This window comes from Nocardioides terrae, assembly GCF_900112345.1.
GTDB classification, from domain to species: domain Bacteria; phylum Actinomycetota; class Actinomycetes; order Propionibacteriales; family Nocardioidaceae; genus Nocardioides; species Nocardioides terrae.
In genome coordinates this window covers 139827-165447 of record NZ_FOLB01000004.1, presented here as the reverse complement: position 1 = coordinate 165447, position 25621 = coordinate 139827, and the positions used below count along the sequence as shown (strand labels likewise).

Sequence of the window (25621 nt, the reverse complement as noted above, 5' to 3'; positions counted from 1 at the left end):
GCGGGACAACCTACGTGGTGGCGCGGAGGGGTGACCCGACGACCTCGAACCGGAAGCCACCGAACTGCCCGGACAGCATCGGGCGCGCCTCGGCGATCGCCTGCTGCACCTCCGGGAGCTCGAGCGAGGCCCGATGGGCGCCGGCCGACGTCCACAGCTCGACGACGAAGACCGTGTCGGGTTCGTCGTCGTTGACGCCGACCTCGTAGAGCAGGCAGCCGGCGTCTGCCAGGCGAGGACCCCGGCGGGTCAGGTGGGCGACGAGCTCGTCCCGTCTGCCCGGGACGGCGCCCAGTGTGCCGGCGTTGGCGAAGGTCATGAGGAGAGGCTAGGCGTCGGCTCCGACAGCGCTCGCGGCCCACGCCACGATCCGGGGTACGACGGCCTCGGGCCGCCTCGCCCACTTGAAGTGGTCGATCCCATCGACGTCGAGGTGGTCGCGCGTGACGTGTGCGTTCGGCACCTTGGCGGTCAGCGCGTCGACGGCCCGCGGCGGGCCGAGCCGGTCGCCCTCGACCGAGATCGCGAGGACCGGGAGGTCGACGCCGGCGAGCCGGTCCTCACCGGCCACGAAGCGGCCGGTGCGCGCGAGGTGGGCCCAGTCGCGCATGGTTCCGCGCGCCTCCCGGCCGGCGAACTTCACGCGCTGGCCGGGGAAGTGGCCCAAGAGCCTGCTGACGCCGACGAAGCCGACGCCGAGCGGGAGGATCCAGGGGGACCAGGTGCGCCAGTGCGGCGTCGAGGACGCCACCAGGACGATCCCCGCGACCCGGCCCGGGTGCAGGGCGGCGTACATCGTGGCGAGCTGGCCGCCCATGCTGTGGCCGAGCAGCAGGACGGATGCGCCGGGCAGCGCACGGCGGGTCGCTCGGACCGCGTCGTCGAGATCGTCGGCCATGTCGGCGTACCCGAGGTCGTAGTCACGACCCGGGATCCGCCCGCCGCTCGCCTCGTGGCCGCGCAGCTCCATGAGGGAGCAGTGCATGCCCGCGGCGGCGAGCGCCTCGCCGAACCGGTGGTAGTAGCTCGCGGGCATGCCCATCGCCGGGACGATGAGCGCGACGACAGCGGCCGGGTCGGCCGCGGGCCAGATCGTCAGCGTCGACGAGGTGCCCTCCGCGCGCTCGAGGACGATCTCGGTGCTGCTCACGACTTCTTGGCGGTCCTCTTCGCGGTCTTCTTGGCGGGAGCCCGCTTGGCGGGCGCCTTCTTCGCGCCCTTCTTCGCGGTCTTCTTGGCGGGGCCCTTGGCGCGCTTCTCCGCGAGCAGCTCGGCGGCGCGCTCGAGGGTCATCGCCTCGACGGAGTCGTCGCGGCGCAGGGTCGCGTTGTACTCGCCGTCGGTGACGTACTCGCCGAAGCGGCCGTTCTTGATGACCACGGGGTTGCCCGACACCGGGTCGTTGCCGAGCTCCTTGAGCGGAGCGGCGGCCGCGGCACGACCGCGCTGCTTGGGCTGGGCGTAGATCCGCAGCGCCTCGTCGAGGGTGATCGTCAGCAGCTGGTCCTCGCTCGCCAGGGACCGCGAGTCGGTGCCCTTCTTGAGATAGGGGCCGTAGCGACCGTTCTGCGCGGTGATCTCCTCGCCGTCCTCGGCCGTGCCGACCACCCGCGGCAGCGAGAGCAGCTTGACCGCGTCGTCGAGCGTGACCGTGTCCAGCGTCATCGACTTGAACAGCGAGCCGGTGCGCGCCTTGGCGCTCTTCGGGGCGTCCTCGGGCAGCAGCTCGGTGACGTAGGGGCCGAAGCGACCGCTCTTGGCGACCACCTCGAGCCCGCTCTCCGGGTGACGACCGAGCCGGACCTCCTCGCCGGCCGGGTTCGCCAGCAGCTCCTTGGCCTTCTCGAGGGTGAGCTCGTCGGGCGGCAGGTCGTCGGGCACGTTGGCCCGGACGGCGGCGCCAGCCTCCCCCTCGTCGTCACCGGCGGCCTTCGTGTCGACGGTCTCGACGTAGGGGCCGTAGCGGCCGACGCGCAGCTGGACGCCCGAGTCGGGCCCGCCGATCGGGAAGGTCGCCAGCTCGCGGGCGTCGATGTCGCCGAGCTCGTCGACGAGCTTCTTGAGCCCGTCGATCGACTCCGAGCCGTAGTAGAACTCGTGCAGCTCGGTCGTGCGGCTCTTCTCGCCCCGCGCGATCTCGTCGAGGATGTCCTCCATCACGGCGGTGAAGTCGTAGTCGACGAGCCGGTGGAAGTGGTCGTTGAGCAGCCGGATCACGCTGAAGGCGATCCAGGCGGGCACCAGTGCGGTGCCCTTCTTGTAGACGTAGCCGCGGTTGAGGATCGTCCCGATGATCGAGGCGTACGTCGACGGGCGACCGATCTCGCGGTCCTCGAGCTCCTTGATGAGCGTCGCCTCGGTGTAGCGCGCCGGCGGCTTCGTCTCGTGCCCCTGCGCCCGCAGGCTGGCCGCGGTGACCGTGTCGCCCTGCGCGAGGTTCGGCAGGCGGGTCTCGGCGTCGTCGCTGCTCTGCTCGGCGGAGTCGGTGCCCTCGACGTAGGCCTTGAGGAACCCGTGGAAGGTGATGACCCGGCCGGAGGCGGAGAACACGACGTCCTCGCCGGTGCTCGCGGCGCCGCCGAGCCGGATCGTGACGGACTGCCCGGTGGCGTCCTTCATCTGCGACGCGACGGTCCGCATCCAGATCAGCTCGTAGAGCCGGAACTGGTCGCCGGTCAGCCCGGTCTGCGCCGGGGTCCGGAAGGAGTCGCCCGCCGGGCGGATCGCCTCGTGGGCCTCCTGGGCGTTCTTGACCTTGCTCAAGTAGGTCCGCGGGGCGTCGGGCAGGTACTCGGCGCCGTACAGCTCCTGGACCTGGCGGCGGGCGGCCCGGATCGCGGTGTCCGACAGGCTGATGCTGTCGGTTCGCATGTAGGTGATGAAGCCGTTCTCGTAGAGCCGCTGCGCCACGCTCATGGTGACGCTCGCGCTCATGCCGAGCTTGCGGGAGGCCTCCTGCTGCAGCGTGGTGGTGCGGAAGGGGGCGTAGGGGGAGCGGCGGTAGGGCTTGGACTCGACCGAGCGGACGTCGTACGTCGTGTCGGCCAGCGCCGCGACCAGCGCCTCCGCCCTCGCGCGGTCCAGGTGCACGACGTCTCGGCCCTTGAGCAGGCCGTCCGGGCCGAAGTTGCTGCCGTTGGCGACCCGGGAGCCGTCGACGGTCCACACCTTGGCCGGGAACATCCGCTGGTCGGCGGCGTTGCCCGCGTCGAAGGTGCCGTCGAGGTCCCAGTAGGAGGCGACCTTGAAGTCGATCCGCTCCTGCTCGCGGTCGACCACGAGCCGCGTCGCGACCGACTGCACCCGGCCGGCGGAGAGACCCGAGGAGATCTTCTTCCACAGCACCGGGGAGACCTCGTAGCCGTAGAGCCGGTCGAGGATCCGACGGGTCTCCTGCGCCTCGACGAGGTCCATGTCGAGCTCGCGCGGGTTCTCCGCGGCGGCCTGGATGGCCGACTTGGTGATCTCATGGAAGACCATCCGGCGGACGGGGATGTTCTTGGGCTTGAGCTCGTCGAGCAGGTGCCAGGCGATCGCCTCCCCCTCGCGGTCCTCATCGGTGGCGAGGTAGAGCTCGTCGGCGTCCTTGAGCAGCGTCTTGAGCTTGGAGATGTGGCTCTTCTTGTCGCGCGGCACGACGTAGTAGGGCTCGAAGCCGTTGTCGACGTCGACGGCGAGCCGGCCCCACGGCTTGTCCTTGATCTTGGCCGGGGTGTCGGCGGCGCTCTGCGGGAGGTCGCGGATGTGGCCGATGGAGGACTCGACGACGTAGCCCTGGCCGAGGTACCCGCCGATCGTGCGGGCCTTCGCCGGAGACTCGACGATCACCAACTTGTGCGCCAACTGCTTACTTCCCTACTCGCTGATTCGCTCGGGATCGCCCCAAGCGGGGCTCCCGGCCGAACACGGTAGCGCGTGCTGTCCATTCCACCGCCCGCGCAGTCCCCCACCGGACCGTCGGTGGTGAGGTGTCTCATGGTCCGCGGACGACGACTTCCAACCCGACTGGAGGTCTGACATGTACGACGACTACGACGACTACGACGACTACGGCGGCCGTGAGGCGGCCGGCGCCTCGAGCTGGTACGGCGACCGACGCCCCGATCGCGAGGAGGTCGTCCATCTGTGCCCGGAGTGCCGCGACCTGATGGGTGCGGTGGTCGGCTACGCCCGCTCGCTCCCCGAGCCGCGCCGTGAGCCGGACTGGTCGCGCGCGCTGCGCTGGCTCGACTCCGTCTGCGGCGGACGCGACGCGGTCCTCGGCCTCGACACCGTGCCCCTCGCCGACGACGGCCTCGAGCTGCCGGACGGGCTCCCGCCCGGCCACCGTCAGCGGCTGGAGTCCTGCCTGGTCCTGCTCGACGCGACCGCGCGGCAGTTCTTCGACGAGGAGACCGGCATCGCGCTGCGCCGCGGCCTGGTGCGGCTCCACGAGCGCGCGCCCGGCGTCGTCACGGGGACGCGCTCGGCCTCGCTGCTGACGCTCGGCGTGGTGTGGGCGGTCGGTCACGCCAACGGCCAGCTCTTCCCGCGGGGCGTGGTGACCGAGAAGGAGCTCAAGCCCTATCTCAACGCCACCCAGGGCGGCTCGACGATCGGCGCCAAGGTGCGCGATGCACTGGCGGGTCCGTTCGGGTGGAGCCCGGTCGACCGCCCGTGGTCCTACGGCGGTCAGTCCCGCGACCTCCTGCCGCTCGGCCACGCGGACCTGCTGGTGTCCTCGGTACGCCGCCAGCTGCTCGGCGTGCGCGAGCGTGCTCTGGCCGCGCAGGTGCGGGAGGAGGTCGCCTAGGTGGTGGTCAGGAACCCCTCGGCGACGAGCTCCTGCGCGATCGGCTCGTACGTCGCCCGGGTGCTCGCGGCGTCCAGGTCCAGGAGCTCGGAGATGGCGTCCAGCAGCCGGCCGAGCGCGAGCTCGCCGTCGCAGGCGCCGACCAGGGCGGCGGTGACGGTGTCGACCTGACGTGCTCGGCGCAGGCCGCGTTGCTGACGGAGGACGACGGCCGTCGGGTCCTCGGCGCCGGGCACTCCGACGGTCTCCTGCTGCACGTCGGCGGGGAGCAGCAGCCGCGAGTCCGGTCCGACCTCGGCACGCACGGCGCTGCCCCAGGCCGCGATCGCCGGAGCGATCGGCTGCTCGACGTCGTACGGCCACTCGAGCAGCTCGCGCCGGGGGTCCTGGCCGCCGGACTTGTGCAGGTTGATCCAGCCGAAGCCCACGCCCTCGACGCCCTGCTCCTCCATCCAGGAGAGCCAGGTGTCGTAGCGCGAGCGGTAGTCGTCGGCGTGCTCCGAGCCGGTGGCGGGGTGGTGGCCGGAGTCCTTCAGCCACAGCTCGACGTAGGCCGCGGGGTCGAGGATCTCGCGCTGGACGACGAAGGCGTCGGTGTCCTCGCCGAGCCACGACTCGATCCGCTCGTCCCAGGCGGTGCCGCGGGTGATCGCCCAGTTGGCGAGGATCTGGCACCAGCCGCCCGGGTTGAGCAGGTCGGGGGCGGCGCGGACGATGTCCTCGACCACGCGGTCGCCGGGGAGCCCGGAGTCGCGGTAGACGAGCCGCTCGCCGGTGGCCGGCGAGATCACGAAGGGCGGGTTCGTCGCGATCAGGTCGAAGGTCTCGCCGTGGACCGGCTCGAAGAACGACCCCTCGCGGACCTCGACCTGGTGGCCGACCCAGTTGAGGGCCGCGTTGAAGCGGGTGATCCAGAGCGCCCGCTCGTTCACGTCGGTGGCGACGACCTGGCTCGAGTGGGCCGCGAGGTGGAGGGCCTGGACCCCGCAGCCGGTGCCGAGGTCGAGGCTGCGGCTGACCCGGTCGCGGATGGTGAGCTGGGCCAGCGACGTCGAGGCCGGGCTGATGCCGAGCACGTAGTCGCTGCCCACCCGCTGGGGTGCCCCGTCCAGGCCGGGGGTGAGGTCGGAGACCACCCAGAGGTTGCCGCCCTCCTCGGCCCCGGCGTCGGTCGCGTAGGGGCGCACGTCCATGCGGGCGGCGACCTCGCCGACCGACTGCTCGAGCAGCCCCTCCACGGCGAGCCGGTCGACCAGACGCGGCAGCGCGGCCTCCGCGGCCTCGAGCGAGACCGGGGCCTGCAGCAGGAAGAGCCGGACCAGCGTCTCCAAGGGGCTGCCGCCCCGGGTGCGCCGCAGGCCCGGCGTCGTCTCGTTGCGGCCCAGGGCCGCGTGCGCGAGGGGGCCGAGCACCTCCGCGACCTCGTCATAGGTGAAGTGCGCGGCGACCAGCGCCTCGCGGAGCCGGTGGGGCAGATCGCTGATCTCGCGCACGGACAGAGCCTAACGGCGGGTGTCGGAGGTGGGCTCCCGTGGCCCGGCCGCCCGAGGGGCCGACACGACGGAGGGGCCGGAGCGGGTGCTCCGGCCCCTCCGGCCGTTCGTCGGGTCCTGGGTCAGACCGGGGAGACGGGGTCGCCGACCGATGTGACCGCGTCGGGCTCGCCGTCGCTGCTGCCGATCGCCACCGGCCGCCGCTTCGAGATGTAGACGGCGACGGCGATGCCGAGGGCCGCCGCGACGGCGATGAGGATGCGCAGCCAGTCGCTCTCGTGCTTCCCGTAGGAAAGGTTCACGATCGCCGCGACGATCAGCAGGCTGACCAGGTTCATCACCTTGAGCAGCGGGTTGATCGCCGGGCCGGCGGTGTCCTTGAAGGGGTCGCCGACCGTGTCGCCGATGACCGTCGCGGCGTGGGCGTCGGAGCCCTTGCCGCCGTGGTGGCCATCCTCGACCAGCTTCTTGGCGTTGTCCCAGGCGCCGCCGGAGTTGGCCAGGAAGACGGCCATGAGCGTGCCGGTGGCGATCGCACCGGCCAGGAACCCGGCCAGCGGCCCGATCCCGAGGCCGAAGCCGACGGCGACCGGAGCGAGGATCGCGAGGATGCCCGGCGTGGCCAGCTCCCGGAGCGAGTCGCGGGTGACGATGTCGACAACCCGGCCGTACTCGGGCCGGCCGGTGCCCTCCATGATCCCGGGGATCTCACGGAACTGCCGGCGTACCTCGTAGACGACCGCGCCGGCCGCCCGGCCGACCGCGTTGATGGCCAGCCCGGAGAAGAGGAAGACGACGCTGGCCCCGAGCAGCGCCCCCACGAGCAGCTTGGCGTCGAAGACGAGGAAGCCGCCGAGGATGGCGTCCTCGGTGTCCCCGGTGGCGTCGGCGAAGGCGTCGAAGGCGCTCTGCGTGTAGGACGCGAACAGGGCGCTGGCCGCGAGCACCGCGGTGGCGATGGCGATGCCCTTGGTGATCGCCTTGGTCGTGTTGCCGACCGCGTCGAGCTCGGTGAGGATCTGCGCGCCCGCTTCGCCGACCTCGCCCGACATCTCGGCGATGCCCTGGGCGTTGTCGGAGACGGGCCCGAAGGTGTCCATCGCGACGATGACGCCGACGGTGGTCAGCAGGCCACAGCCCGCGAGGGAGACCGCGAAGAGCGCCAGCGCCGTGGTGCCGCCGGCGAGCAGGGCCGCACCGAACACGGCCGCGCCGATGACGATCGCGGTGTAGACGGCCGACTCGAACCCGACCGAGAGGCCGCTGAGGATGACGGTCGCGGCGCCGGTGAGACTGGTCAGGCCGACGTCCTTGACCGGTCGGTGCTCGGTCCCGGTGAAGTAGCCCGTCAGCGCGAGGATCGCGGCGGCCAGGACGACCCCGATCACGACCGCGCCGGCCGCCAGCAGGCGCGGGCTGATGTCGGCGGCCACCCCCGAGGCGCCGGCCAGGTCGCTCCACTCACCCGGCAGGTAGAGGAATGCGGCGAGAGCGGAGCCGACCGCGCCCACCGCGGCGGAGATGTAGAACGCGCGGTTGATCGTGCGCAGCCCGTTCTCACCGGCTCGCGGCCGGCAGAGGTAGATGCCGATGACGGCGGTCAGGGCACCGATGGCCGGGACGATGAGCGGGAAGACGAGGCCCTTGTCGCCGAGCGCCTGCGACCCGAGGATCAGCGCGGCGACCAGCGTGACGGCGTAGGACTCGAAGAGGTCGGCGGCCATGCCGGCGCAGTCACCGACGTTGTCACCGACGTTGTCGGCGATCGTCGCGGCGTTGCGCGGGTCGTCCTCGGGGATGTTCTGCTCGACCTTGCCGACGAGGTCCGCACCGACGTCGGCGGCCTTGGTGAAGATGCCGCCGCCGACCCGCATGAACATGGCGAGCAGGGCGGCGCCGAAGCCGAAGCCCTCGAGCACGTGCGGAGCCTCGTCTTGGAAGATGATGACGACGACGCTGGCCCCGAGCAGCCCGAGGCCGACGGTCAGCATGCCGACCGTCGCGCCGGTCCGGAAGCCGATCTTCATCGCCGGCTCACGGCCGGCGGCCTCGGCGGCCGCGGCGACGCGGACATTGGCCCGGACCGCCAGCGACATGCCCAGATAGCCGACGGTGGCGCTGAACCCGGCGCCCAGGAGGAAGAAGATCGAGCGGCCGATGCGGACCGTGGCGTCATCGGCCGGTAGTGCGAAGAGCACCACGAACGCCACGGCGGCGAAGACGGCGAGGGTGCGGAACTGGCGGCCGAGGTAGGCCCCGGCTCCCTCCTCGACCGCGCGGGCGATCGTCATCATCTTCTCGGTACCGGTCGGGGCCGCGAGGACCTCACGCCGGAACATGAATCCCAACGCAAGGGCGGCCAGCGCGACCACCGCGACGATGACGACCAGGACGAGGTCGCCTCCGGTTACTTCCACATCGGACATTCGGTCCTCCTGTGAGCACGGGTCTTCTCCCCACGGCAGGGTAGGTGACCGGCGCCACACTGGGAAGGAGGCGAAGCGAACGACTGCGCGGAAAGTGCGCGCAACGCGGGAGAGACGGCTGTCAGAGCCGTCGACCCGGGCCGAGAACGGCGGAGGAGGTCAGCGTCAGACGGCGGCGATCGCCGACTCGGCGGAGCCGTGGATCGCGAAGACCTTGGCCAGCCCGGTGATCCGGAAGATCTTCAGCAGGCGGTCCTGCGTGCAGACGAGCTGGAGGCTGCCGTCGTGGGCCCGGACCTTCTTCAGGCCACCGACAAGGACGCCCAGGCCGGTCGAGTCGAGGAACTCGACGGCCTCGAGGTCGACGACGAGGTTGTGCGCTCCGGCGGCGACCAGCTCGGTGATCTTGTCGCGGAGCTTGGGTGCCGTGTAGACGTCGATCTCACCACCGACCGAGACGATGGTCGTCCCGTCGACCTCTCGGGTCGCAAGGGTCAGGTCCACGGAGCACTCCAGAGTGACGTCAGGTGACGAGCGATCCGGCCTCTGATCGGGGCTCAGATCCCCCCGGTCTGCGAAGCCGGACCCTATGTAATCACGTCTGGCCACACGGCGCGCAAACAAGCACACAGCCGTGCACGCCGCCGGTCTGCCGCCGCCACTGTCGGTGACCTTTGCGAGGATGGACGGGTGACCGCTCCTGCCCTGCACCACGACGTGCCGACGCTGCTGCACCGGCTCGCCGCGGTCCCCGGTCGGGAGGGTCGGCTGACCCATCTCGAGGAGCTCCCGCCGCGTGCCGCCGACACGGTCGACTGGCCCGGGTGGGCGGACGCCGAGGTGGTCGACGCCTTCCGCTCGCGCGGGGTCGAGCGGCCGTGGCGACACCAGGTCGTCGCCGCCGACGCCGCCTACTCCGGCGCTCACGTCGTGCTCGCGACGGGCACCGCCTCGGGCAAGTCGCTGGCCTACCAGCTGCCCGCGCTCACCGCTGTGCGCGAGGCCAGGGGCCCGAAGGGGCAGCGCGGCGCCACGGTCCTCTACCTCGCGCCCACGAAGGCGCTCGCCCAGGACCAGCTCGCCCGGGTGCAGGCGCTCGGGCTCGACGTACGCGTCACCACCCACGACGGCGACAGCCCCCGCGAGCAGCGCGAGTGGACCCGGGCGTACGCCGACTACGTGCTCACCAACCCCGACATGCTGCACCGCTCGCTGCTGCCCGGGCACAGCCGCTGGGCGTCGTTCTTCGGGTCGCTGGCCTACGTCGTGGTCGACGAGTGCCACCACTACCGCGGCGTCTTCGGCGCCCATGTCGCCCACGTCCTGCGTCGGCTGCGCCGGGTCGCGGCGTCCTACGGCGCGTCGCCGACCTTCATCCTCGCCTCGGCGACGGTCGCGGAGCCGGAGACCGCCGGGCGCCGGCTGACAGGTCTCGACGTCGTCCCCGTGACGACCGACGGCTCGCCGCGAGGTCAGGTCTCGCTGGCGCTCTGGCAGCCGCCGCTGACGAGCCACGCGGGTGAGAACGGCGCCCCGGTGCGCCGAGCCGCGTCCTCGGAGACCGCCGACCTGCTGGCCGACCTCGTCTCCTCCGACGTGCGGACGCTGGCGTTCGTGCGCTCCCGGACGGGCGTCGAGCAGGTGGCGATGACCGCGGCCGGACTGCTCGCCGACGTCGACGCGGAGCTCCCCGGGCGCGTCGCCGCCTACCGCGGCGGCTACCTGCCCGAGGAGCGTCGCGAGATCGAGCAGGCTCTTCGGTCCGGACAGCTGCTGGGCATCGCCGCCACCAACGCGCTCGAGCTCGGCATCGACGTCAGCGGGCTCGACGCGGTGCTCATGGCGGGATACCCGGGGACCAGGGCCGCGCTGTGGCAGCAGGTCGGCCGAGCCGGCAGGGGCGCGCAGGACGCACTGGGCGTGCTGATCGCCCGCGACGACCCGCTCGACACCTACCTCGTCACCCACCCCGAGGCGCTGATCGGCCGACCCGTCGAGGCGACCGTCTTCGACCCCGGCAACCCCTACGTCCTCGGTCCGCACCTGTGCGCCGCCGCGCAGGAGATCCCGCTGACCTCCGCCGACCTCGAGCTCTTCGGCCCGACGGCACCGGACATCGTGCACTCGCTGACCGAGGCCGGCGTGCTGCGCAAGCGGCCGCGCGGGTGGTTCTGGACCGACCGGCGTCGGGCTGCCGACCTCGTCGACATCCGCTCGGCCGGCGGCAGCGCCGTCCAGCTGATCGAGGCGTCCACCGGCCGTGTCGTCGGGACCGTCGACGCGGCCCGCGCTCACGGCACCGCGCACACCGGGGCGGTCTACCTGCACCAGGGTGAGACCTGGCTGGTCCGCTCGCTCGACCTCGAGGAGAGCGTCGCGGTCATGGAGCGAGCCGACCCCGGCTACTCCACCGTGGCGCGCGAGACGACCGACATCACGATCGTGGCCGAGCGGGAGAGCGAGCGCTGGGGCGACTGCCGGCTCTCGTTCGGGGACGTCGACGTCACCCACCAGGTCGTCTCGTTCCTCCGGCGCCGTCAGCCGGGCGGCGAGGTGATCGGAGAGGAGCCGCTCGACCTGCCGGAGCGCAGCCTGCGGACCAGCGCGGTGTGGTGGACGGTGCCCGACCACGTCGTGGCCGATGCGGGACTGCAGCCGGTCGACGTCCCCGGGTCGGCGCACGCCGCCGAGCACTGCTCGATCGGGCTGCTCCCGCTGTTCGCGACCTGCGACCGGTGGGACATCGGCGGTGTCTCGACCGCCGTCCACCCCGACACCGGCGTCCTGACAGTCTTCGTCTATGACGGCCACCCCGGCGGGGCCGGCTTCGCCGAGCGGGGGTTCCGGTCGGCCCGCGGGTGGCTGTCGGCGACGGTCGAGACGATCGAGGCCTGCGAGTGCGACGACGGCTGTCCCTCCTGCGTGCAGTCACCGAAGTGCGGCAACCAGAACAACCCGCTCGACAAGGCCGGCGCTGCGCGGCTGCTGCGAGCGCTGCTCGCGGGGGCCGGTCCGACGCCCTAGGCTGCGCACCATGCTGGTCTTCGGGCTCATCCTGATCGTGCTCGGCGTGATCGCACTGCTCGCGGGCCTGTTCACGGCCGGCGACTCCGGCCATGCCAGCCTGCTGGGCATCCACATCGGGGCGACGTCAGTTTTCCTGGTGGGCGTCTTCGCCGGCGTCGCGATCCTCTGGGGCTTCTCGATCAGCAAGTTCGGCACCAAGCGCGAGCTCCGTCAGCGACGCGACCAGAAGCGCCTGCGCGAGCTGTCGGACAAGCTCGACAGGGTCGACGGGGACCGTCGCGACGACGACGACGAACGACCCGGCCAGTGACGCGGGTCGTCGAGATCCACATCGCGCCGGGTAGCCGGCTGCCGACGCGGTCGGTCCCCGCCGTGGAGGCCGAGGCCGGGCGAGGGCTGGTCGGCGATCGGTACCACGGCACCAAGCACCGGCACGTGACGATCCAGGCCCGTGACGAGCTGGACCTCGCCGCCGCCGATCTCGGCGCCGACATCCCCTCGGGCGCGACCCGACGCAACATCACGCTCGCCCACGGCCCGGTCCCGACCCGCCCGGGCGAGCGCCTGCGGATCGGACCGGTCCTGCTCGAGGTCGTCCGGGTGGCCGCCCCGTGCCGATTGCTCGACGACTGGATCGGAACCGGCGCCGCGAGCGCGCTGCGTCGCCGGGCAGGAACCGCCTTCCGGATCCTCGAGTCCGGGACGATCGCGGTCGGGGACGAGGTCGTGCCGGTCGAGGACGACGAGTAGGAGCCGACCGCGCCTGCCGGAAGCGCGGGTGCTGCCGTACGCGGCGCTCACCCCGGTCCTGCACGCGCCTCGGCCATGAGGTCGCCGGAGTCGCCGAGCCAGCGCGGGCCCGTGACGACCACGGACACCCGGACCTCGGCGCCCTCGACGCGGCAGTCGGACAGGGCGGCGCCGTTGTCGGACGCGATGCGGCCGGCAGCGGCACAGCCGGCGCCACCGTGGGCCACGTCGGCTGCGCCGGCGAGCGCGGCCAGGTCGGCCGCCCCCTGGGCGCGGCGGTGGTCGGCGACCATCGCTCCGGCCGCGCCGAGGGCCGCGCCGAGCAGCAGCACCAGGCCCAGGCAGGCGACCGCGAAGGGGACCGCCGAGCCGCGCTCGCGACGGCTCACGGCGCCGCCTCCTCCTCGGCGGCGGCCACGGCTCGGGCATGGACCGTGACGGCCGGCAGGAAGCCGAACAGCCCGCCGGGGCCACGCACCGACGCCTCGGCCACCGCCACGACCCGGTCGCCGTCGGTCTCGACGGCGACGCTCGTGCCCCGGGGCCCGACGCTGACGCCCCGGTCGACCGCCTCGGCCCGGTCGTCTCCCCGGGCGAGCGCCCGGGCGGTCTCGCGGGCCGCGTCCACGGCGCGGACCTGGGCGGCGCCGACCGCGAGCAGCCACACCAGCCCGATGGTGACCGCCACCAGGACGGGGAGCACCATGACGAGCTCGGCCGTGGCGGCGCCCCGGCGGGACAGGCGTCGGCGAGGCATCAGATGCCGAGCAGCCTGAGGACGTGGTCGTAGAGCTTCGTCAGCAGCTCGTTGCCGAAGCCGCCGGTCAGCATCTTGTAGAGCAGACCGGCGAGGCCGGCGCCCGCGGCCGTGCCGACGGCGTACTCGGCGGTCGTGATGCCGCGCTCGGTGCGACGGCGGAGGTGGAGGGAGCGGTGCATGGTGTCTCCTTCGGATGGTTGGACGAGCCGCACGGTGCGGCCGGTGGCCGACGATCTGCCCCGGAGCAGGTCTCCCGCACCCGGGTCGCCGGCGTCTGTGGATCGCGGGGTCCGGGGCGGCGGCTGTGGACGGCGAACGGCCCGTCGTCAGAGCCGCAGCGAGGTCAGGAGCCCGCCGACGAGCGGGACGATGCCGATGAGCAGGAACGACGGGAGCAGGCACACCCCGAGGGGGACGGCCGCCTTCACGCCGACACGTCGGGCGCGGTCCTCCGCGTCGGAGCGGGCGGCACGGGCGAGCTCCTCCCCGAGCCGCTCCACCGACGCGACCACGCTGGAGCCCGACGACTGCCCCCGGGCCAGCGCCCGCCCGAGCGGGGCGAGCGCAGGGTCGGCCGCGAGCCCCTGCCACACGCCGACCGGGTCGGCGCCGAGGCGCAGTCGTGCGGCTGCCCGGGCCAGGCGCGCGCCGCCGGGTCCCGGGAGGGCGTCGGCGACCGCCTGGGCCGCCTCGGCGGGGGCGGCGCCGGCGGCCAGCGCAGCGGCCATCAGGCGAGCGAGGTGTGGCAGCTCGCGCTGGAGCTCCGCCCGCTCCCGGCGTACGACGGACGGCTCGGTGCGCCCGATCGCTCGCCAGCAGGCCACTGCAGCGAGCGGTGCGGCGACCATGCCCGGTGAGCCACCCACGAACGTGGCCGCCGCGACCCCCGCGAGCAGGCTCAACGGCAGCCGCAGGCGCACCATCCAGTCGGCAGGCCCGGCATCGTCGACGAGCGTAGGCGACGATCCGGACAGCGATGTCACTCGTGGCCGCGGCAGGAACGCGGCGGCCGCACCGGCGACGGCGCCGACCAGCAGCGGGCTCATGTCGCCTCCGCCGCGCGGGCGATGGCCTCGATCCACCACAACCCGACCCAGCCGATCGCGAGGCCGAGGCCGAGGCAGCCGAGCCCGACGGGTGTGCCGAGGAGGAACGCCCACGGATCGCCGCCGACGCCGCTGCCCATGGCCAACGCCGCGACCGGGAGCAGCGCGACCAGCTTCGCGGTGGCGCGGGCGGAGGCGAGCTCGCCGTCGACCACGCGGCGGGTCGCCTGCTGGGCCCTGAGATCGAGGGCGACCCGGTCGACCGCGTCGGCCAGGCCTTGGCCGGTGCGGTGGGCGACCTGCCAGGCTGCGGCCACCCAGCGCAGCCCGTCGGCGCCCGGGGTCGACCCGGCCGCACGCAGCGCACCCGGCACATCAGCACCCACGCGGGCAGCCTCGGCGACCGGTGCGAGCACCGGCCAGTCGCGCGCGGCCCGATCCAGGGCCCAGCCGGCGGGCCGACCGACGCTCAGCTCGGCCGCGAGCAGCTCGCAGACGTCCACCAGCCGGGCAGCGGTGCGTGCGGCTGCCAGCCGACCGGCCCGGCGGCGCCACAGGACGCCACCGCCGAGGAAGAGGGCCGCCGCAAGGAGCACGAGGGCGACCACTCGCGCCGGTGCCGCGAAGGCGAGGACAGCGAGCCCGACCACGGGCAGGACCACCGGTGACCGGAGCGGGCCGGGTCGGGCACGCGGCCTGGGCAGCAGAGCGGCGGCCTGGCCGGCGGCCACGACGGCCGCCAGCCACGATGTCGTCACGACGTCGTCACCGCCCCTCCAGCAACGCCATGAGCCGGGCGGCACCGGGCCCCTCGGCCAGGTCGCCTCCGGCGGGGAACGAGACGGCCAGCTCCATCCGGACCAGGCCGTCGGCCTGGCGGACCGGAACGGCGACCTGCACCAGCCGGCGCACACCGTCGCGGCCGCGCTGCAGGTGCAGGACGAGGTCGACCCCCGACGCGAACTGGCTGTGCACCGCCTCCCGGTTGAGGCCCGCGGCGAGGGCGAGGGCCTCGACCCGGGCGGGCACGTCGACGGCGGAGTTGGCGTGCAGGGTCCCGCAGCCACCCTCGTGACCGGTGTTGAGCGCCGCCAGCAGGTCGACGACCTCGGCACCACGCACCTCCCCGACCACGAGCCGGTCGGGGCGCATCCGCAGCGCCTGCCGGACCAGCGCCCGCAGCTCGACCGCCCCCGCCCCCTCGATGTTGGCTGGCCGACCCTCGAGCCCGACGACGTGGGGATGGTCGGGACGCAGCTCGGAGGCGTCCTCGACGAGCACGAGCCGCTCCTCAGGATCGACCTGCCCCAACAGTGCCGCCAGCAGCGTCGTCTTGCCGCTGCCGGTCCCGCCGCTGACCAGGAACGCCGCTCGCGAGCGCACGACCGCCCGCACGAGGGCGACGCCCGAGCCGGTCAGCGCGCCGCTCGCGACCAGGTCGTCGAGGGGGAAGGAGCGCCGCGACGGGACGCGGAGGGAGATGACCGTGCCGGGTCTGGCCAACGGCGCGAGCACGGCGTGGAAGCGGGTCCCGTCGGGCAGCCGGAGGTCCACGAAGGGCATCGCGTCGTCGAGGCGTCGGCCGGCCGCGGCCGCCAGCCGCTGGGCCAGACGACGTACGGCCCCGTCGTCGGGGAAGCGCAGCTCGGTCGGCTCGAGTCCGCGGCCGCGGTCGACGAAGACCTGGTCGGGGCCGTTGACGAGCACGTCGGTCACGTCGGGCAGCCGCAGCAACGGCTCGAGCGGACCGGCCCCGACGACGTCACGTCGCAGCAGCTCGTAGACGGTCAGCACGGTCACGTCGCCGACGGGGCGGCCGGCCGCACGCAGCGCCTCTGCGACCCGGTGCGGCGTGAGATCGCCCGGAGTCCGGGCGAGCCAGTCCCTGACGTCGTCGACGACGTCTGGAGCGAGATCGACCGGCGTCCTCATGCCGCGACCGGCATCAGCCCGAGCACCGTCCGGGCGGCCCGACCGAGGGGGCCGCGCCGCGACCGCATCGGCCCGATGCCGAGGTCGATGCTCTCCGCGAGACCGCGCTGGTCGCCCATGGCCGCGATGAGCGGCACGCCGACGGCGCGCCCGACCGCCTCCGGCTCCGCCCCTCCCCCGCGAACGACGAGCCGCAGCCGCGACCGGTCGCCGAACCGCGCGACCAGCCGGGCCGCCGACGCGATCCCGGTCACCGAGGCGGCCACCACGACGAGCACCTGGTCGCACCGGTGGCCGATCTCCTCGGTGACCGGGTCGGCCGAGCGCGGCAGGTCGACCACGACGGTGTCGTGGCCGCGTCGGGCCGCCGAGAGCACCTCGCGGACGGTCGGCACGTCGAGCTCGCGCCGGTCGCCGCTGCCCCAGGTGAGCACGCCGAGGTCGGCGTAGCGCGGGATGCCCTCGCGCAGCGAGCGGGCGCTGAGCCGGCCCGCCGTCCCGGCCAGGTCGCCCCACCGCGCTCCCGGCCGCTCCTCCAGCCCGAGGACCCGGTCGACGCCGGGTCCGAGCGGGTCGGCGTCGAGCACGACCGTCGGGCCGGTCCGGGACGCGAGCTGGGCGAGCCCGCAGGCGAACGTGGTCGCTCCCGCTCCGCCCGAGCCCGGCATCACCCCGATCGTGAGCCCTCGCGCGCGGCCGACATCGCCGACGTCCCCGAGGACCGCCGCGAGCCACTCCGCCGAGCCGGGCAGCAGCGCGACACCCTCGGCACCGACCGCGAGCGCCGTGCGGAACACGCCGTCGGGCGCCGCTCCCCAGGCCACCACGTGGACGCCGTCCCGGCGCGGCGGTGAGGCGCGCGCCAGGTCGGGGGCGAGGTCGGCGCCGAGCAGCACCAGCGCCGCCGAGGACCAGCCCTGCAGCGCCGTCCCGACGTCGGCGGCGACGTCGGGGGTGGTGCCGGCCGCCGCGCAGAGCCGGACCAGCTCGTCGAGGAGCGTCTCGTCAGCGGTGATGAGGAGTGCGTGGGTCATGCCCGGAGGCTTCCCGCGCCCACCGACGCTCAGACCAGGTCCGAAGCGCCCTGTGGATCGGCATGCACCCGATCGGGCCTGTGGACGGCAAACGGCCTCTCCGGCGCCCATCCGCCAACTAAGGTGCACCCATGGCAAGCGGCCGGCAAGCGGCGTTCTTCGACCTCGACAAGACGATCATCGCCAAGTCGAGCACCTTGGCGTTCAGCAAGCCCTTCCAGGCCGGCGGGCTGATCTCGCGCCGGGCCCTGCTGCACAGCGTCTACTCCCAGTTCGTCTACGTCGTCGGCGGGGCCGACCACGACCAGATGGAGCGGATGCGGCGGTTCATGTCCGAGCTGGTCACCGGCTGGGACGTCAGCACCGTCCGGGAGATCGTCGCCGACACGCTGCACAACATCGTCGACCCGCTCGTCTACGACGAGGCGGTCACGCTCATCGCCGAGCACAAGGCCGCCGGCCGCGACGTCGTCATCGTCTCCACGAGCGGCACGGAGGTCGTCGAGCCCATCGGCGAGATGCTGGGCGCCGACCACGTGGTCGCCACCCAGGTCGAGATCGAGGACGGGCGCTACACCGGCGAGATCGTCTACTACGCCTATGCCGAGGAGAAGGCCAACGCGATCCGGGCGCTCGCGGAGGAGCGCGGCTACGACCTCGCCGAGTGCTACGCCTACAGCGACTCCGCGACCGACGTCCCGATGCTCGAGGCCGTCGGCCACCCGTTCGCCGTCAATCCCGACAAGGACCTGCGCCGCGTCGCGACGGCTCGCGAGTGGCCGATCCTGGTCTTCACCAAGCCCGTCGCGCTGCGCGGCAGCCTCCCGCTCCCGCCGGCCAGGCCGACCCTCGCGGCGCTCGCCGTCGGCGGCGTCGTGGTCGCCGGAGGCGTGATCTGGGCCCGCGGCCGTGGGCCGAAGCCCCGCCGTGGCCTCGGTCGACTGGGCGCCTGAGCCGGATCCGGCCACCCCCACGGAGCCTCAGAAGTCAACCCATGACGGGGGTTGAAGGGGCCCGCAAAGCGGCGTAGAAACGAACGTGAGAGAACTCAAGAGCGCCACACGATCGGGTACCCACGCGGCGATCCACCCTTCCTACAGGGCGCTGTGGAGGCGGGGAGAAAGCCCGCCGGCAGCAATTAGACGGTGCACGCCTGGTAGCCCGAGATCGTGTGACAAGCGGTGGCATCCGGCCTGTTCATCTTGAGAACCCGGGTGCCACCTGCACGTGCTGACGAGGCTCCGCTACTCCGCGGCGCGCCGCAGCGGGGACGCCTCCGCACCGGCCGCGAACGCCTCGGCGCCATAGAGCAGCCAGGCGTGTACGCCGGCCTGGGACCCGCTCGCATAGCCGCGCAGGTTCGACTCGTACTCCGCGCGCAGCGCCAGGTGACCGGCCTCAGGCACCACCAGCGACTTCTCGTCGACCCCGCGCGCGACCAGCACCAGCCGCTCCGCCGCCCGCGCCACGATCCCGTTGTGCGACGCGAACGGCGCGACGGTCGCCAGGTCGGCGTGGACGATGGCCGCGACCACGAGCGCGGGGGCCGAGGTCCGGGCGGCGAGCAGGTCCGCGAGCGAGCGCAGCCGTGTCGCGGCCTCGGCCGAGCGCGGCCGGCCGAGCTCCTCGTCGCTCACCGACCCGGCCGCGGTGACGGCGTGCAGCCGGGCCAGTGCCTGCAGCGGCGCTCGCTGCAGCACCGGCACCAGCCCGAGCAGCTCGGTCGAGAGCCGGACGGAGTCCGTCGCGATCGGGTCGCCGCCCGAGGACCGCACGTCCTCCAGGGACGAGGACGAGCCCTCGAGGACGGCCGAGGCGTGGGCGCCGCGCAGCAGCGACTCGGCGGTCGTCTCCGGGGAGGTCCGGCGCAGCCCGCGGTCGCGCAGCATGACGTCGATGCCGTCCCGGGTGGCGGCGTACGCCGACGACACACCCTCGAGCGACACCAGCCAGGCCAACGGATCAGCGGTCACGGCGCAACGCTAGCCGCAGCGGCTCCGACCCGACGGGCCTCACCCGCGGTCAGCGCCATGACGACCGTCACGGCCACGGGCCTCGATGACACGCGGTGACGCAGCCGGTCGCGACGCCTCTCCGCAGGTAGCCTGCGGGAGATGAGTGACCAGGGGCGCGTGTTCGGCAAGGTCGCGGAGTCCTACGACCGCGGTCGGCCGAGCTATCCCCGAACGGCCGTCGAGTGGTTGGTCGGCCCGATGCCGATGAGCGTGCTCGAGCTCGGCGCGGGCACCGGCAAGCTGACCCGGACCCTGGTCGAGCTCGGTCACGACGTGCACGCCACGGATCCCGACGAGGCGATGCTCGACGTGTTGCGCCGCCACCTGCCCGACGTGCGCACGTCGGTCGGGAGCGCCGAGCAGATCCCCGCGCCGGACCTGACCTACGACGTCGTCGTGGTCGGCCAGGCCCTGCACTGGTTCGACCTGGACAAGGCGCTGCCGGAGATCGCCCGGGTGCTGAACCCGGGCGGCACCCTGGCGATGGCCTGGAACGAGCGCGACGAGTCGATCCCGTGGGTGCGCAAGCTGGGCCGGCTCATCGAGAATCCGGTCGAGTCCGCGGACCCCAGCGAGCCGGTCCTCGACAGCGGCCTCTTCGAAGGCGTCGAGCACGCGCGCTACGACTTCTGGCAGACCATCGACCGGTCGAGCGTGGTGGACCTGGTGCTCTCCCGGTCCAACCTGGCAGGTCGCTCCGATGAGGAGCGCGAGGCCAAGCGGCGGGAGGTCCTGGCGTTCTACGACGACTACGGCCGCGGCATGGACGGCATGCAGCTGCCCTACAAGTGCCTCGCCTACCGGGCGACCGTCGTCCCGCGGGTCCCCGGCCGCCCGGTCGTCGAGACCCCGGTCGCGACCACGTTCATCTCCTCTGGTGGCTCGCTCACCGACACCGCGCACTCGCTGCCGCGGATCCTCGACTCGATCGCCGAGGACCGGCCCGACCCGGGTTCCACCGGCTCGATGCTGCTCATCGACTTCCGCTGACGCAGGGCCCGGCTCAGACCCCGCGCCAGTCCGCGCCCGAGGCGTCGTGGCCGTGCGCGGCCATCAGCATCAGCCCGCCGTCGACGGCGTACGACGACCCGGTGACGTAGGCCGCCCGCGGTGAGGCGAGGAACGCGATGACCGAGGCGACCTCGGCGACGTGGCCCGGTCGTCCGGTCGGGTTGCCCGGCCGCTCGACGTGGTAGGCGTCCTCCTCGGCCTGGCCGGTCATCTCCGTGGCGATCTCGCCCGGAGCGACCGCGTTGACCGTGATGCCGTGCTCGCCCAGCTCGAGGGCCATCACCCGGGTGAGCATGCCGAGCCCCGCCTTGGCGGTGCAGTAGGCGGCCGAGCCGTACCGCGGGACGTGCTCGTGGACGCTGGTGATGTTGACGATCCGACCACCTTGGCCGGCGTCGACCATCCGCTGCGCGGCCCGCTGGGCGCACTGGAACGGGCCGTCGAGGTCGGTGGCGATCACCTGCCGCCACCGGTCGAAGGAGAGGTCGAGGACCGCGTCGCTGTGGCCGGTGCCCGCGACGTTGACGAGCACGCCGAGACCGCCGAGCTTCTCGGCGAGCCGGTCGACGACGTCGCCAGCGGTCGGCGAGGCTGCGTCGAAGGGCTCCACGAAGGCGCGCTGGCCGCGCGCCTCGACAGCCCGGACGGTCTCCGCGAGCGCGTCCAGGTCGTGATGGGCGGTCAGCCCGACGTCGAAGCCCTCGGAGGCGAGGAGCTCGGCGGTGGCGGCTCCGATGCCGGAGTCGCTGCCGGTGACGATGGCGAGGCGGGGGTAGGTGCCGGACATGCGGGAGGGGTACCCACGATCGATCGCGGGTACGACCGGATCAGACGGCGGTGGGGAGCGGCATCGGATGCAGGTGCACGTACTCGCTCACCGCGCACACCGGGCACAGGCGGCCGGTGCGGGTCTCGCTGAGGATCACCGCGGGTGCGCCGCAGTCCAGGCACGGCATCGTGAGCAGCGGAGCATGTGCATAGGACACCGACGGACTCCCTTCGAACGTGCTGATCACTCGGGTCGATACAACGCCGCTCGAAGCTCGTTCAGGGAAATTCTGCCGTTCTGGTCGCGGAGTTCCCCCAGATGCGGTATGGCCCTCCGTGCCGTATTCCGCGGCCACCGCCGCGTCGGTCGGACGAGGCGTCGACGACGCGCTGTCAGGCGCCCGTCGGAGCGACCGCCAGGCGGTAGCCGCGCTTGACGACCGTCTGCACCGCGCGGGTCCCCAACGCGGAGCGGAGCCGGGCGACGGCCATCTCGACGGCGTGCTCGGAGCCCGCCGTGCCGGAGGGCAGCGCGGCCAGCAGCGCCTGGCGTGGGACGACGTTGCCGGGGTTGGCGACGAGGGCCTGGAGCACGGCGGCCGGGGCCGGCGAGAGCCTCACCTCGACGCCGTCGAGGAGGATGTCGTCGCCGTGCAGGAGCAGCTGGTGGCCGCCGGCGAGGCCGACGGCCAGTCCGGCGCGTCGCGAGGGCAGCTCCGTCTCGAGCTGCCTCACCATGGCGGCGAGCCGGGACCGGTCGGGATAGATCGTCGGCACGCCCCACATCTCGAAGGCGGCGGCGGTCACCGGCCCGACGCAGGCGGCGATGACGTCGGCCTGGAAGGCGGAGACGACCTCGTCACGACGTCCGGTCGAGCCGGCCGCCTGCATGAGGGCGGCGATGGCGGGTGCGGCGGTGAAGGTGACCGCGTCGACCTCGCGGTCGACGATCTGGTCGATGAGGTGGAACATCGGCTCGGGGTCGGCCGCCGACTCGACGCGGTAGACGGTCACGGTCACGACCGATGCCCCCTGGCGGCGCAGGGCGTGGGCGACCATCGACAGCGACTGGCCGTGTTCCTGGACGACGATCCGGCGGCCGGTGAGGTCGCGGCCACGCAGGTGCTCGAGCACGTCGTCGAAGGACTCCGACTGCGGCGCCCACAGCTCCCGCAGGCCACGACGGCGGAGTGCGCCCACGCTCTTCGGGCCCCGGGCGAGGATCTCGGCGCGGCCGAGGTGCTCGGTGAGCCGGTCGAGCAGCCCCCACTCCTCGGCCCGGTCGAGCCACGCCTTCATCCCGATGCCGGTCGTCACGAGCAGCATGTCGACCTTCTCCGACAGCACCTCGTCCGTGGCCGCGCGGAGGGAGGCGTCGTCGACGTGGTTCGGCTCGATCGAGAGCGCCGGCGCCCAGACGACGCTCGCGCCGCGCCGCTCGAGGAGGACCATCTGCTCGTCGGCCTTGCGTGCGGCGGTGATGCCGACCCGGAAGCCGGCGAGCGGCTGCGTCTCCGCGGGCGCGGCGGCAGGCATGTCGGTCACGCGTCGATTGTGCGGGCAACCGGTAACGGCCGCCATCCGGCCGCAGTGTCCCGACGGTCACGAACTCCTCACGACCTCACAGGCGCCGATCACGGCGGGTCTCGACGGGCGATCGCTCAGCGGCGCCTCCCGCCGACGAGGACCTGCCCGTCCCTGACCTCGACCTCGTACGACGCCACGGAGACCGTCGGGTCGTCGAGGCACTGCCCGGTGCGCAGGTCGAAGGCCTGCTTGTGCAGCGGTGAGGCGACGAACGAGACGTCGCCCCGGGTCCCCACGATGCCGCGCGCCAGGACCCCGGCCCGGCCGAACGGGTCGAAGTTGGAGAGCGCGAAGACCTGGTCGTCGTACGTCCTGAAGATGGCGACGGCATGCCCCTCGACGAGCGCGGTGACGCCCGACTCCCGGTCGATCCGGTCGAGACCGCAGACCGGGGTCACCGGCCAGCCCCGACGGGGATCGAGGCGCCGAGGTCGACCGCGGCGGGAGCCGGGACGATCTGGTCACGGGCGGTGTCGAAGCTGATCGCCGGGTCGGGCAGGTCCGGGGCGTTGACGAAGGAGACGAAGCGGGCGAGCTTGTCGGGGTCTTCGAGGGTGGCGGTCCACTCGTCGACGTAGCAGTCCACGTGCTGGGCCATCGCCGCCTCCAGCTCGGTGCCCAGCCCGAGGACGTCGTCGACCACGACCTCACGGACCCGGTCGAGGCCGCCGTCGAGCTGGTCGATCCACGTCGACGTGCGCTGGAGCCGGTCGGCGGTGCGGATGTAGTACATCAGGAAGCGGTCGAGGTAGCGGACGAGGTCCTCGGTCGCCAGGTCGCCGGCCAGCAGCTGGGCGTGGGCGGGGACGGCGCCGCCGTTGCCGCCGACGTACAGGTTCCAGCCCTTCTCCGTCGCGATCACGCCGAAGTCCTTGCCGCGGGCCTCCGCGCACTCGCGCGCGCACCCTGAGACGCCGCCCTTCAGCTTGTGCGGCGACCTGAGCCCGCGGTAGCGCAGCTCGAGCATGATCGCGAGGCCGACGGAGTCCTGGACGCCGTAGCGGCACCAGGTCGACCCGACGCAGGACTTCACCGTGCGCAGCGCCTTGCCGTAGGCGTGCCCGGACTCGAAGCCGGCGTCCACGAGGCGGCGCCAGATGGCGGGGAGCTGCTCGGTCCGGGCGCCGAGCAGGTCGATGCGCTGGCCGCCGGTGATCTTGGTGTAGAGCCCGAAGTCGCGCGCCACCTCGCCGATCACGATGAGCTTCTCGGGGGTGATCTCGCCGCCGGGGATGCGCGGGACGACCGAGTAGGTGCCGTTGCGCTGGAGATTGGCGAGGTAGGCGTCGTTGGTGTCCTGCAGGGTGCGGTTCTCGCGGGCGAGCACGTGGCCGTTGAGCTGGCTCGCGAGGATGGACGCCACGGTCGGGCGGCAGATGTCGCAGCCCCGTCCCGTGCCGTGCGCCTCGACGATCTGGTCGAAGGTCCGGTGGCCGTGGATGAGCACGACGTCGAAGAGCTCGGCCCGGGTGAGGGGGAAGTGCTCGCAGAGGGACCTGTCGACCGTGCGCCCCTGCGCGGCGAAGTGGTCCTCCACGATCTTCTTGACCTGCGTCTTGCAGGAGCCGCAGGTGGCGCCGGCCCTGGTCTGCCTGGTGACGTCGGCGGCCGTCTCGCAACCGGCGTCGACGGCCGCCTCGATCTCGCCCTTGGTGACGTTGTTGCAGGAGCAGACCTGCGCGTCGGCCGGCAGCGCGAGCGCGACTCCCCCGCCGCCACCGGCCGGGAGGATGAGGTCCTCCGGGTTGTCGGGGAGCGGCAGGCCGGAGGCGGCCATGGGGCGGAGCACGCCGTAGGCGCTCGCGTCGCCGACGAGGACACCGCCGAGCAGCCGGCGGGTGCCGTCCTCCGGGTCCTCGGCGATCACGAGCTTCTTGTAGACCCCGGCGACGTCGTCGGCGTACGTCAGCTCGAGCGCGCCCTCGGTGGTGCCGTGCGCGTCGCCGAAGGAGGCGACGTCGACGCCGAGGAGCTTGAGCTTGGTGGACATGTCGGCGCCCTCGAAGGTGCCCTCGCCGCCGAGCAGCGTGTCCACGACGACCTCGGCCATCGCGTAGCCGGGGGCGACCAGGCCGTACATCACGCCGCCGGGCGCCGCGCACTCGCCGATCGCGTAGATGTGCTCCTCACTGGTCCGGCAGCGCTCGTCGACCAGGATCCCGCCGCGCTCGGCGACGACGAGCTCGGCTGCGCGGCCGAGGGCGTCCTGCGGTCGGATGCCCGCGGAGAAGACGACGATGTCGACGTCGAGGGCCTTGCGGTCCTTGAGCGCCAGGCCGGTCACCCGGCCCGCGCGGTCGGGCCCGAGGATCGCCTCCGTCATCGCGCCGGTGTGGACCGAGAGGCCGAGGGCCTCGATGTGACGCGAGAGCGTGCGGCCGCCGGCCGCGTCGACCTGGACCGCCATCAGTCGCGGCGCGAGCTCGACGACGTGGGTCTCCAGGCCGAGCTGGCTCAGGGCGTTGGCGGCCTCCAGGCCGAGGAGGCCGCCGCCGATCACGGCGCCCGACCGGGCCTTCCTGGCCGCCTTCCGGATCGCCTCGAGGTCCTCGATGGTGCGGTAGACGAAGACGTTGTCGAGGTCCTTGCCGGGGACCGGCGGCACGAACGGGTAGGAGCCCGTCGCCAGCACCAGCTCGTCGTAGTGCATGTCCTCGCCGGTGTTGAGCGTGACGATCCGCTGCCGCGGACTCACGGCGACGACCTCGACACCCGTGCGCAGGCTGACCCGCGGGTCGTCGTACCGCCCCCTCGGCAGCAGGTTCAGCGCCTTGGCGCCGACCTCGAAGAAGCTGGTCAGTGCCACCCGGTCGTACGCCGGCCGGGCCTCGGCGCCGAGGACGGTGATGTCGTGGGTCTCGGTGAGACCCCGCTCGATCGCCGCCTCGACGAGGCGGTGTCCGACCATGCCGTGCCCGACGACCACCAGCTGCTGGCGTCGGTGCGGCTGCTCCTGATCCGTCATGCGTCCTCCTCGCGT

25 protein-coding genes are annotated in these 25621 nt (G+C 73.1%); 6 read left to right on the top strand and 19 right to left on the bottom strand.

Annotated features, from left to right (window positions below; all coding sequences use genetic code 11):
* Positions 1-10 precede the first annotated feature (10 nt).
* Genes BM236_RS07155 through topA form a run of 3 tightly spaced genes read right to left on the bottom strand, consistent with a single transcriptional unit; the run spans position 11 to position 3843 of the window.
* A complete protein-coding gene (locus tag BM236_RS07155) occupies positions 11-319 on the bottom strand; it encodes a putative quinol monooxygenase (protein WP_091121896.1) in 309 nt (102 codons plus the stop codon).
* A 9-nt stretch (positions 320-328) separates the two neighbouring features.
* On the bottom strand, positions 329-1150 hold the full coding sequence (locus BM236_RS07150; RefSeq protein WP_091121893.1) for an alpha/beta hydrolase family protein: 822 nt from the start codon (positions 1148-1150) through the stop codon (positions 329-331).
* The gene (gene topA, locus BM236_RS07145; RefSeq protein WP_091121891.1) at positions 1147-3843 is read right to left on the bottom strand and encodes a type I DNA topoisomerase; all 2697 of its coding nucleotides are present in this window, start codon (positions 3841-3843) and stop codon (positions 1147-1149) included. The genes BM236_RS07150 and topA overlap by 4 nt, the downstream gene beginning before the upstream one ends.
* Positions 3844-4018: 175 nt before the next feature.
* Between topA and BM236_RS07140 the strand changes: the two genes are divergently transcribed.
* On the top strand, positions 4019-4792 hold the full coding sequence (locus BM236_RS07140; RefSeq protein WP_091121888.1) for a hypothetical protein: 774 nt from the start codon (positions 4019-4021) through the stop codon (positions 4790-4792).
* Here BM236_RS07140 and BM236_RS07135 read toward each other — a convergent pair.
* From BM236_RS07135 to BM236_RS07125, 3 genes are all read right to left on the bottom strand, one after another.
* The gene (locus tag BM236_RS07135) at positions 4789-6285 is read right to left on the bottom strand and encodes a DUF7059 domain-containing protein (protein WP_091121887.1); all 1497 of its coding nucleotides are present in this window, start codon (positions 6283-6285) and stop codon (positions 4789-4791) included. The two genes, BM236_RS07140 and BM236_RS07135, sit on opposite strands and share 4 nt — an antisense overlap.
* A 122-nt stretch (positions 6286-6407) precedes the next feature.
* Positions 6408-8711 carry a sodium-translocating pyrophosphatase gene (locus BM236_RS07130; RefSeq protein ID WP_091121885.1) on the bottom strand — a complete coding sequence of 768 codons (2304 nt, stop codon included), beginning with the start codon at positions 8709-8711 and terminating at the stop codon, positions 6408-6410.
* Between the two features lie 165 nt (positions 8712-8876).
* Positions 8877-9215 carry an anti-sigma factor antagonist gene (locus BM236_RS07125; protein WP_091121883.1) on the bottom strand — a complete coding sequence of 113 codons (339 nt, stop codon included), beginning with the start codon at positions 9213-9215 and terminating at the stop codon, positions 8877-8879.
* Between the two features lie 186 nt (positions 9216-9401).
* On the opposite strand from BM236_RS07125, the gene BM236_RS07120 reads away from it, so the two are divergent.
* The 3 genes from BM236_RS07120 to BM236_RS07110 are packed head-to-tail and all read left to right on the top strand — an operon-like array spanning position 9402 to position 12488.
* On the top strand, positions 9402-11735 hold the full coding sequence (locus tag BM236_RS07120) for a DEAD/DEAH box helicase (RefSeq protein WP_245750188.1): 2334 nt from the start codon (positions 9402-9404) through the stop codon (positions 11733-11735).
* A gap of 10 nt (positions 11736-11745) precedes the next feature.
* A complete protein-coding gene (locus BM236_RS07115; RefSeq protein ID WP_091121880.1) occupies positions 11746-12048 on the top strand; it encodes a MotA/TolQ/ExbB proton channel family protein in 303 nt (100 codons plus the stop codon).
* On the top strand, positions 12045-12488 hold the full coding sequence (locus tag BM236_RS07110) for an MOSC domain-containing protein (RefSeq protein WP_091121878.1): 444 nt from the start codon (positions 12045-12047) through the stop codon (positions 12486-12488). The genes BM236_RS07115 and BM236_RS07110 overlap by 4 nt, the downstream gene beginning before the upstream one ends.
* 47 nt (positions 12489-12535) lie before the next feature.
* Here BM236_RS07110 and BM236_RS07105 read toward each other — a convergent pair whose 3' ends face one another.
* The 7 genes from BM236_RS07105 to ssd form a co-directional block, all read right to left on the bottom strand.
* Positions 12536-12877: an Rv3654c family TadE-like protein gene (locus BM236_RS07105; protein WP_091121876.1), complete on the bottom strand. Its 342-nt coding sequence runs from the start codon at positions 12875-12877 to the stop codon at positions 12536-12538.
* Positions 12874-13245: a TadE family protein gene (locus BM236_RS07100; RefSeq protein WP_091121874.1), complete on the bottom strand. Its 372-nt coding sequence runs from the start codon at positions 13243-13245 to the stop codon at positions 12874-12876. The genes BM236_RS07105 and BM236_RS07100 overlap by 4 nt, the downstream gene beginning before the upstream one ends.
* Positions 13245-13427 carry a DUF4244 domain-containing protein gene (locus BM236_RS07095; RefSeq protein ID WP_091121872.1) on the bottom strand — a complete coding sequence of 61 codons (183 nt, stop codon included), beginning with the start codon at positions 13425-13427 and terminating at the stop codon, positions 13245-13247. Before BM236_RS07095 ends, BM236_RS07100 begins: the two co-directional genes overlap by 1 nt.
* Before the next feature lie 147 nt (positions 13428-13574).
* The gene (locus BM236_RS07090; protein WP_091121870.1) at positions 13575-14294 is read right to left on the bottom strand and encodes a type II secretion system F family protein; all 720 of its coding nucleotides are present in this window, start codon (positions 14292-14294) and stop codon (positions 13575-13577) included.
* Positions 14291-15052 carry a type II secretion system F family protein gene (locus BM236_RS07085; protein WP_175507587.1) on the bottom strand — a complete coding sequence of 254 codons (762 nt, stop codon included), beginning with the start codon at positions 15050-15052 and terminating at the stop codon, positions 14291-14293. The genes BM236_RS07090 and BM236_RS07085 overlap by 4 nt, the downstream gene beginning before the upstream one ends.
* Before the next feature lie 7 nt (positions 15053-15059).
* Positions 15060-16226 carry a TadA family conjugal transfer-associated ATPase gene (locus tag BM236_RS07080; RefSeq protein ID WP_091121866.1) on the bottom strand — a complete coding sequence of 389 codons (1167 nt, stop codon included), beginning with the start codon at positions 16224-16226 and terminating at the stop codon, positions 15060-15062.
* Positions 16223-17260: a septum site-determining protein Ssd gene (gene ssd, locus BM236_RS07075; protein WP_091121864.1), complete on the bottom strand. Its 1038-nt coding sequence runs from the start codon at positions 17258-17260 to the stop codon at positions 16223-16225. Before ssd ends, BM236_RS07080 begins: the two co-directional genes overlap by 4 nt.
* Before the next feature lie 131 nt (positions 17261-17391).
* Between ssd and BM236_RS07070 the strand changes: the two genes are divergently transcribed.
* Positions 17392-18213, top strand: coding sequence for an HAD family hydrolase (locus BM236_RS07070; protein WP_091121861.1), 822 nt, complete (start codon positions 17392-17394; stop codon positions 18211-18213).
* Positions 18214-18504: 291 nt separating this feature from the next.
* Here BM236_RS07070 and BM236_RS07065 read toward each other — a convergent pair whose 3' ends face one another.
* Positions 18505-19233, bottom strand: a complete 729-nt coding sequence (locus BM236_RS07065; RefSeq protein ID WP_091121859.1) for a Fic family protein — start codon at positions 19231-19233, stop codon at positions 18505-18507.
* A gap of 141 nt (positions 19234-19374) precedes the next feature.
* Here BM236_RS07065 and BM236_RS07060 point away from each other — a divergent pair, with 141 nt between their 5' ends.
* Positions 19375-20265 carry a class I SAM-dependent methyltransferase gene (locus BM236_RS07060; RefSeq protein ID WP_091121857.1) on the top strand — a complete coding sequence of 297 codons (891 nt, stop codon included), beginning with the start codon at positions 19375-19377 and terminating at the stop codon, positions 20263-20265.
* 13 nt (positions 20266-20278) lie between these two features.
* Here the strand turns inward: BM236_RS07060 and BM236_RS07055 are convergent, their stop codons facing one another.
* The 5 genes from BM236_RS07055 to nirB all read right to left on the bottom strand — a co-directional run bounded on the left by BM236_RS07055 (position 20279) and on the right by nirB (position 25606).
* Complete coding sequence (locus tag BM236_RS07055; RefSeq protein ID WP_091121855.1) at positions 20279-21073, bottom strand: SDR family oxidoreductase; 795 nt, start codon at positions 21071-21073, stop codon at positions 20279-20281.
* A 40-nt stretch (positions 21074-21113) separates the two neighbouring features.
* Positions 21114-21272 carry a hypothetical protein gene (locus BM236_RS18905; RefSeq protein WP_175507586.1) on the bottom strand — a complete coding sequence of 53 codons (159 nt, stop codon included), beginning with the start codon at positions 21270-21272 and terminating at the stop codon, positions 21114-21116.
* A gap of 175 nt (positions 21273-21447) precedes the next feature.
* Positions 21448-22590 carry a uroporphyrinogen-III synthase gene (locus tag BM236_RS07050; RefSeq protein WP_091122248.1) on the bottom strand — a complete coding sequence of 381 codons (1143 nt, stop codon included), beginning with the start codon at positions 22588-22590 and terminating at the stop codon, positions 21448-21450.
* 125 nt (positions 22591-22715) lie between these two features.
* Complete coding sequence (gene nirD, locus BM236_RS07045) at positions 22716-23039, bottom strand: nitrite reductase small subunit NirD (protein WP_091121853.1); 324 nt, start codon at positions 23037-23039, stop codon at positions 22716-22718.
* The gene (nirB, locus tag BM236_RS07040; protein ID WP_091121850.1) at positions 23036-25606 is read right to left on the bottom strand and encodes a nitrite reductase large subunit NirB; all 2571 of its coding nucleotides are present in this window, start codon (positions 25604-25606) and stop codon (positions 23036-23038) included. Before nirB ends, nirD begins: the two co-directional genes overlap by 4 nt.
* Positions 25607-25621: the final 15 nt, after the last annotated feature.

Excerpts from the sequence above, each read along its gene's own strand:
- BM236_RS07055 (WP_091121855.1), bottom strand. The coding sequence starts at position 21,073 with ATGTCCGGCACCTACCCCCGCCTCGCCATCGTCACCGGCAGCGACTCC.
- BM236_RS07100 (WP_091121874.1), bottom strand. The coding sequence starts at position 13,245 with ATGCCTCGCCGACGCCTGTCCCGCCGGGGCGCCGCCACGGCCGAGCTC.
- BM236_RS07130 (WP_091121885.1), bottom strand. The coding sequence starts at position 8,711 with ATGTCCGATGTGGAAGTAACCGGAGGCGACCTCGTCCTGGTCGTCATC.
- BM236_RS07070 (WP_091121861.1), top strand. The coding sequence starts at position 17,392 with ATGGCAAGCGGCCGGCAAGCGGCGTTCTTCGACCTCGACAAGACGATC.
- nirB (WP_091121850.1), bottom strand. The coding sequence starts at position 25,606 with ATGACGGATCAGGAGCAGCCGCACCGACGCCAGCAGCTGGTGGTCGTC.
- BM236_RS07090 (WP_091121870.1), bottom strand. The coding sequence starts at position 14,294 with ATGAGCCCGCTGCTGGTCGGCGCCGTCGCCGGTGCGGCCGCCGCGTTC.
- BM236_RS07155 (WP_091121896.1), bottom strand. The coding sequence starts at position 319 with ATGACCTTCGCCAACGCCGGCACACTGGGCGCCGTCCCGGGCAGACGG.
- BM236_RS07080 (WP_091121866.1), bottom strand. The coding sequence starts at position 16,226 with ATGAGGACGCCGGTCGATCTCGCTCCAGACGTCGTCGACGACGTCAGG.
- BM236_RS07115 (WP_091121880.1), top strand. The coding sequence starts at position 11,746 with ATGCTGGTCTTCGGGCTCATCCTGATCGTGCTCGGCGTGATCGCACTG.
- BM236_RS07060 (WP_091121857.1), top strand. The coding sequence starts at position 19,375 with ATGAGTGACCAGGGGCGCGTGTTCGGCAAGGTCGCGGAGTCCTACGAC.
- BM236_RS07095 (WP_091121872.1), bottom strand. The coding sequence starts at position 13,427 with ATGCACCGCTCCCTCCACCTCCGCCGTCGCACCGAGCGCGGCATCACG.
- ssd (WP_091121864.1), bottom strand. The coding sequence starts at position 17,260 with ATGACCCACGCACTCCTCATCACCGCTGACGAGACGCTCCTCGACGAG.
- BM236_RS07140 (WP_091121888.1), top strand. The coding sequence starts at position 4,019 with ATGTACGACGACTACGACGACTACGACGACTACGGCGGCCGTGAGGCG.
- BM236_RS07050 (WP_091122248.1), bottom strand. The coding sequence starts at position 22,590 with ATGCCTGCCGCCGCGCCCGCGGAGACGCAGCCGCTCGCCGGCTTCCGG.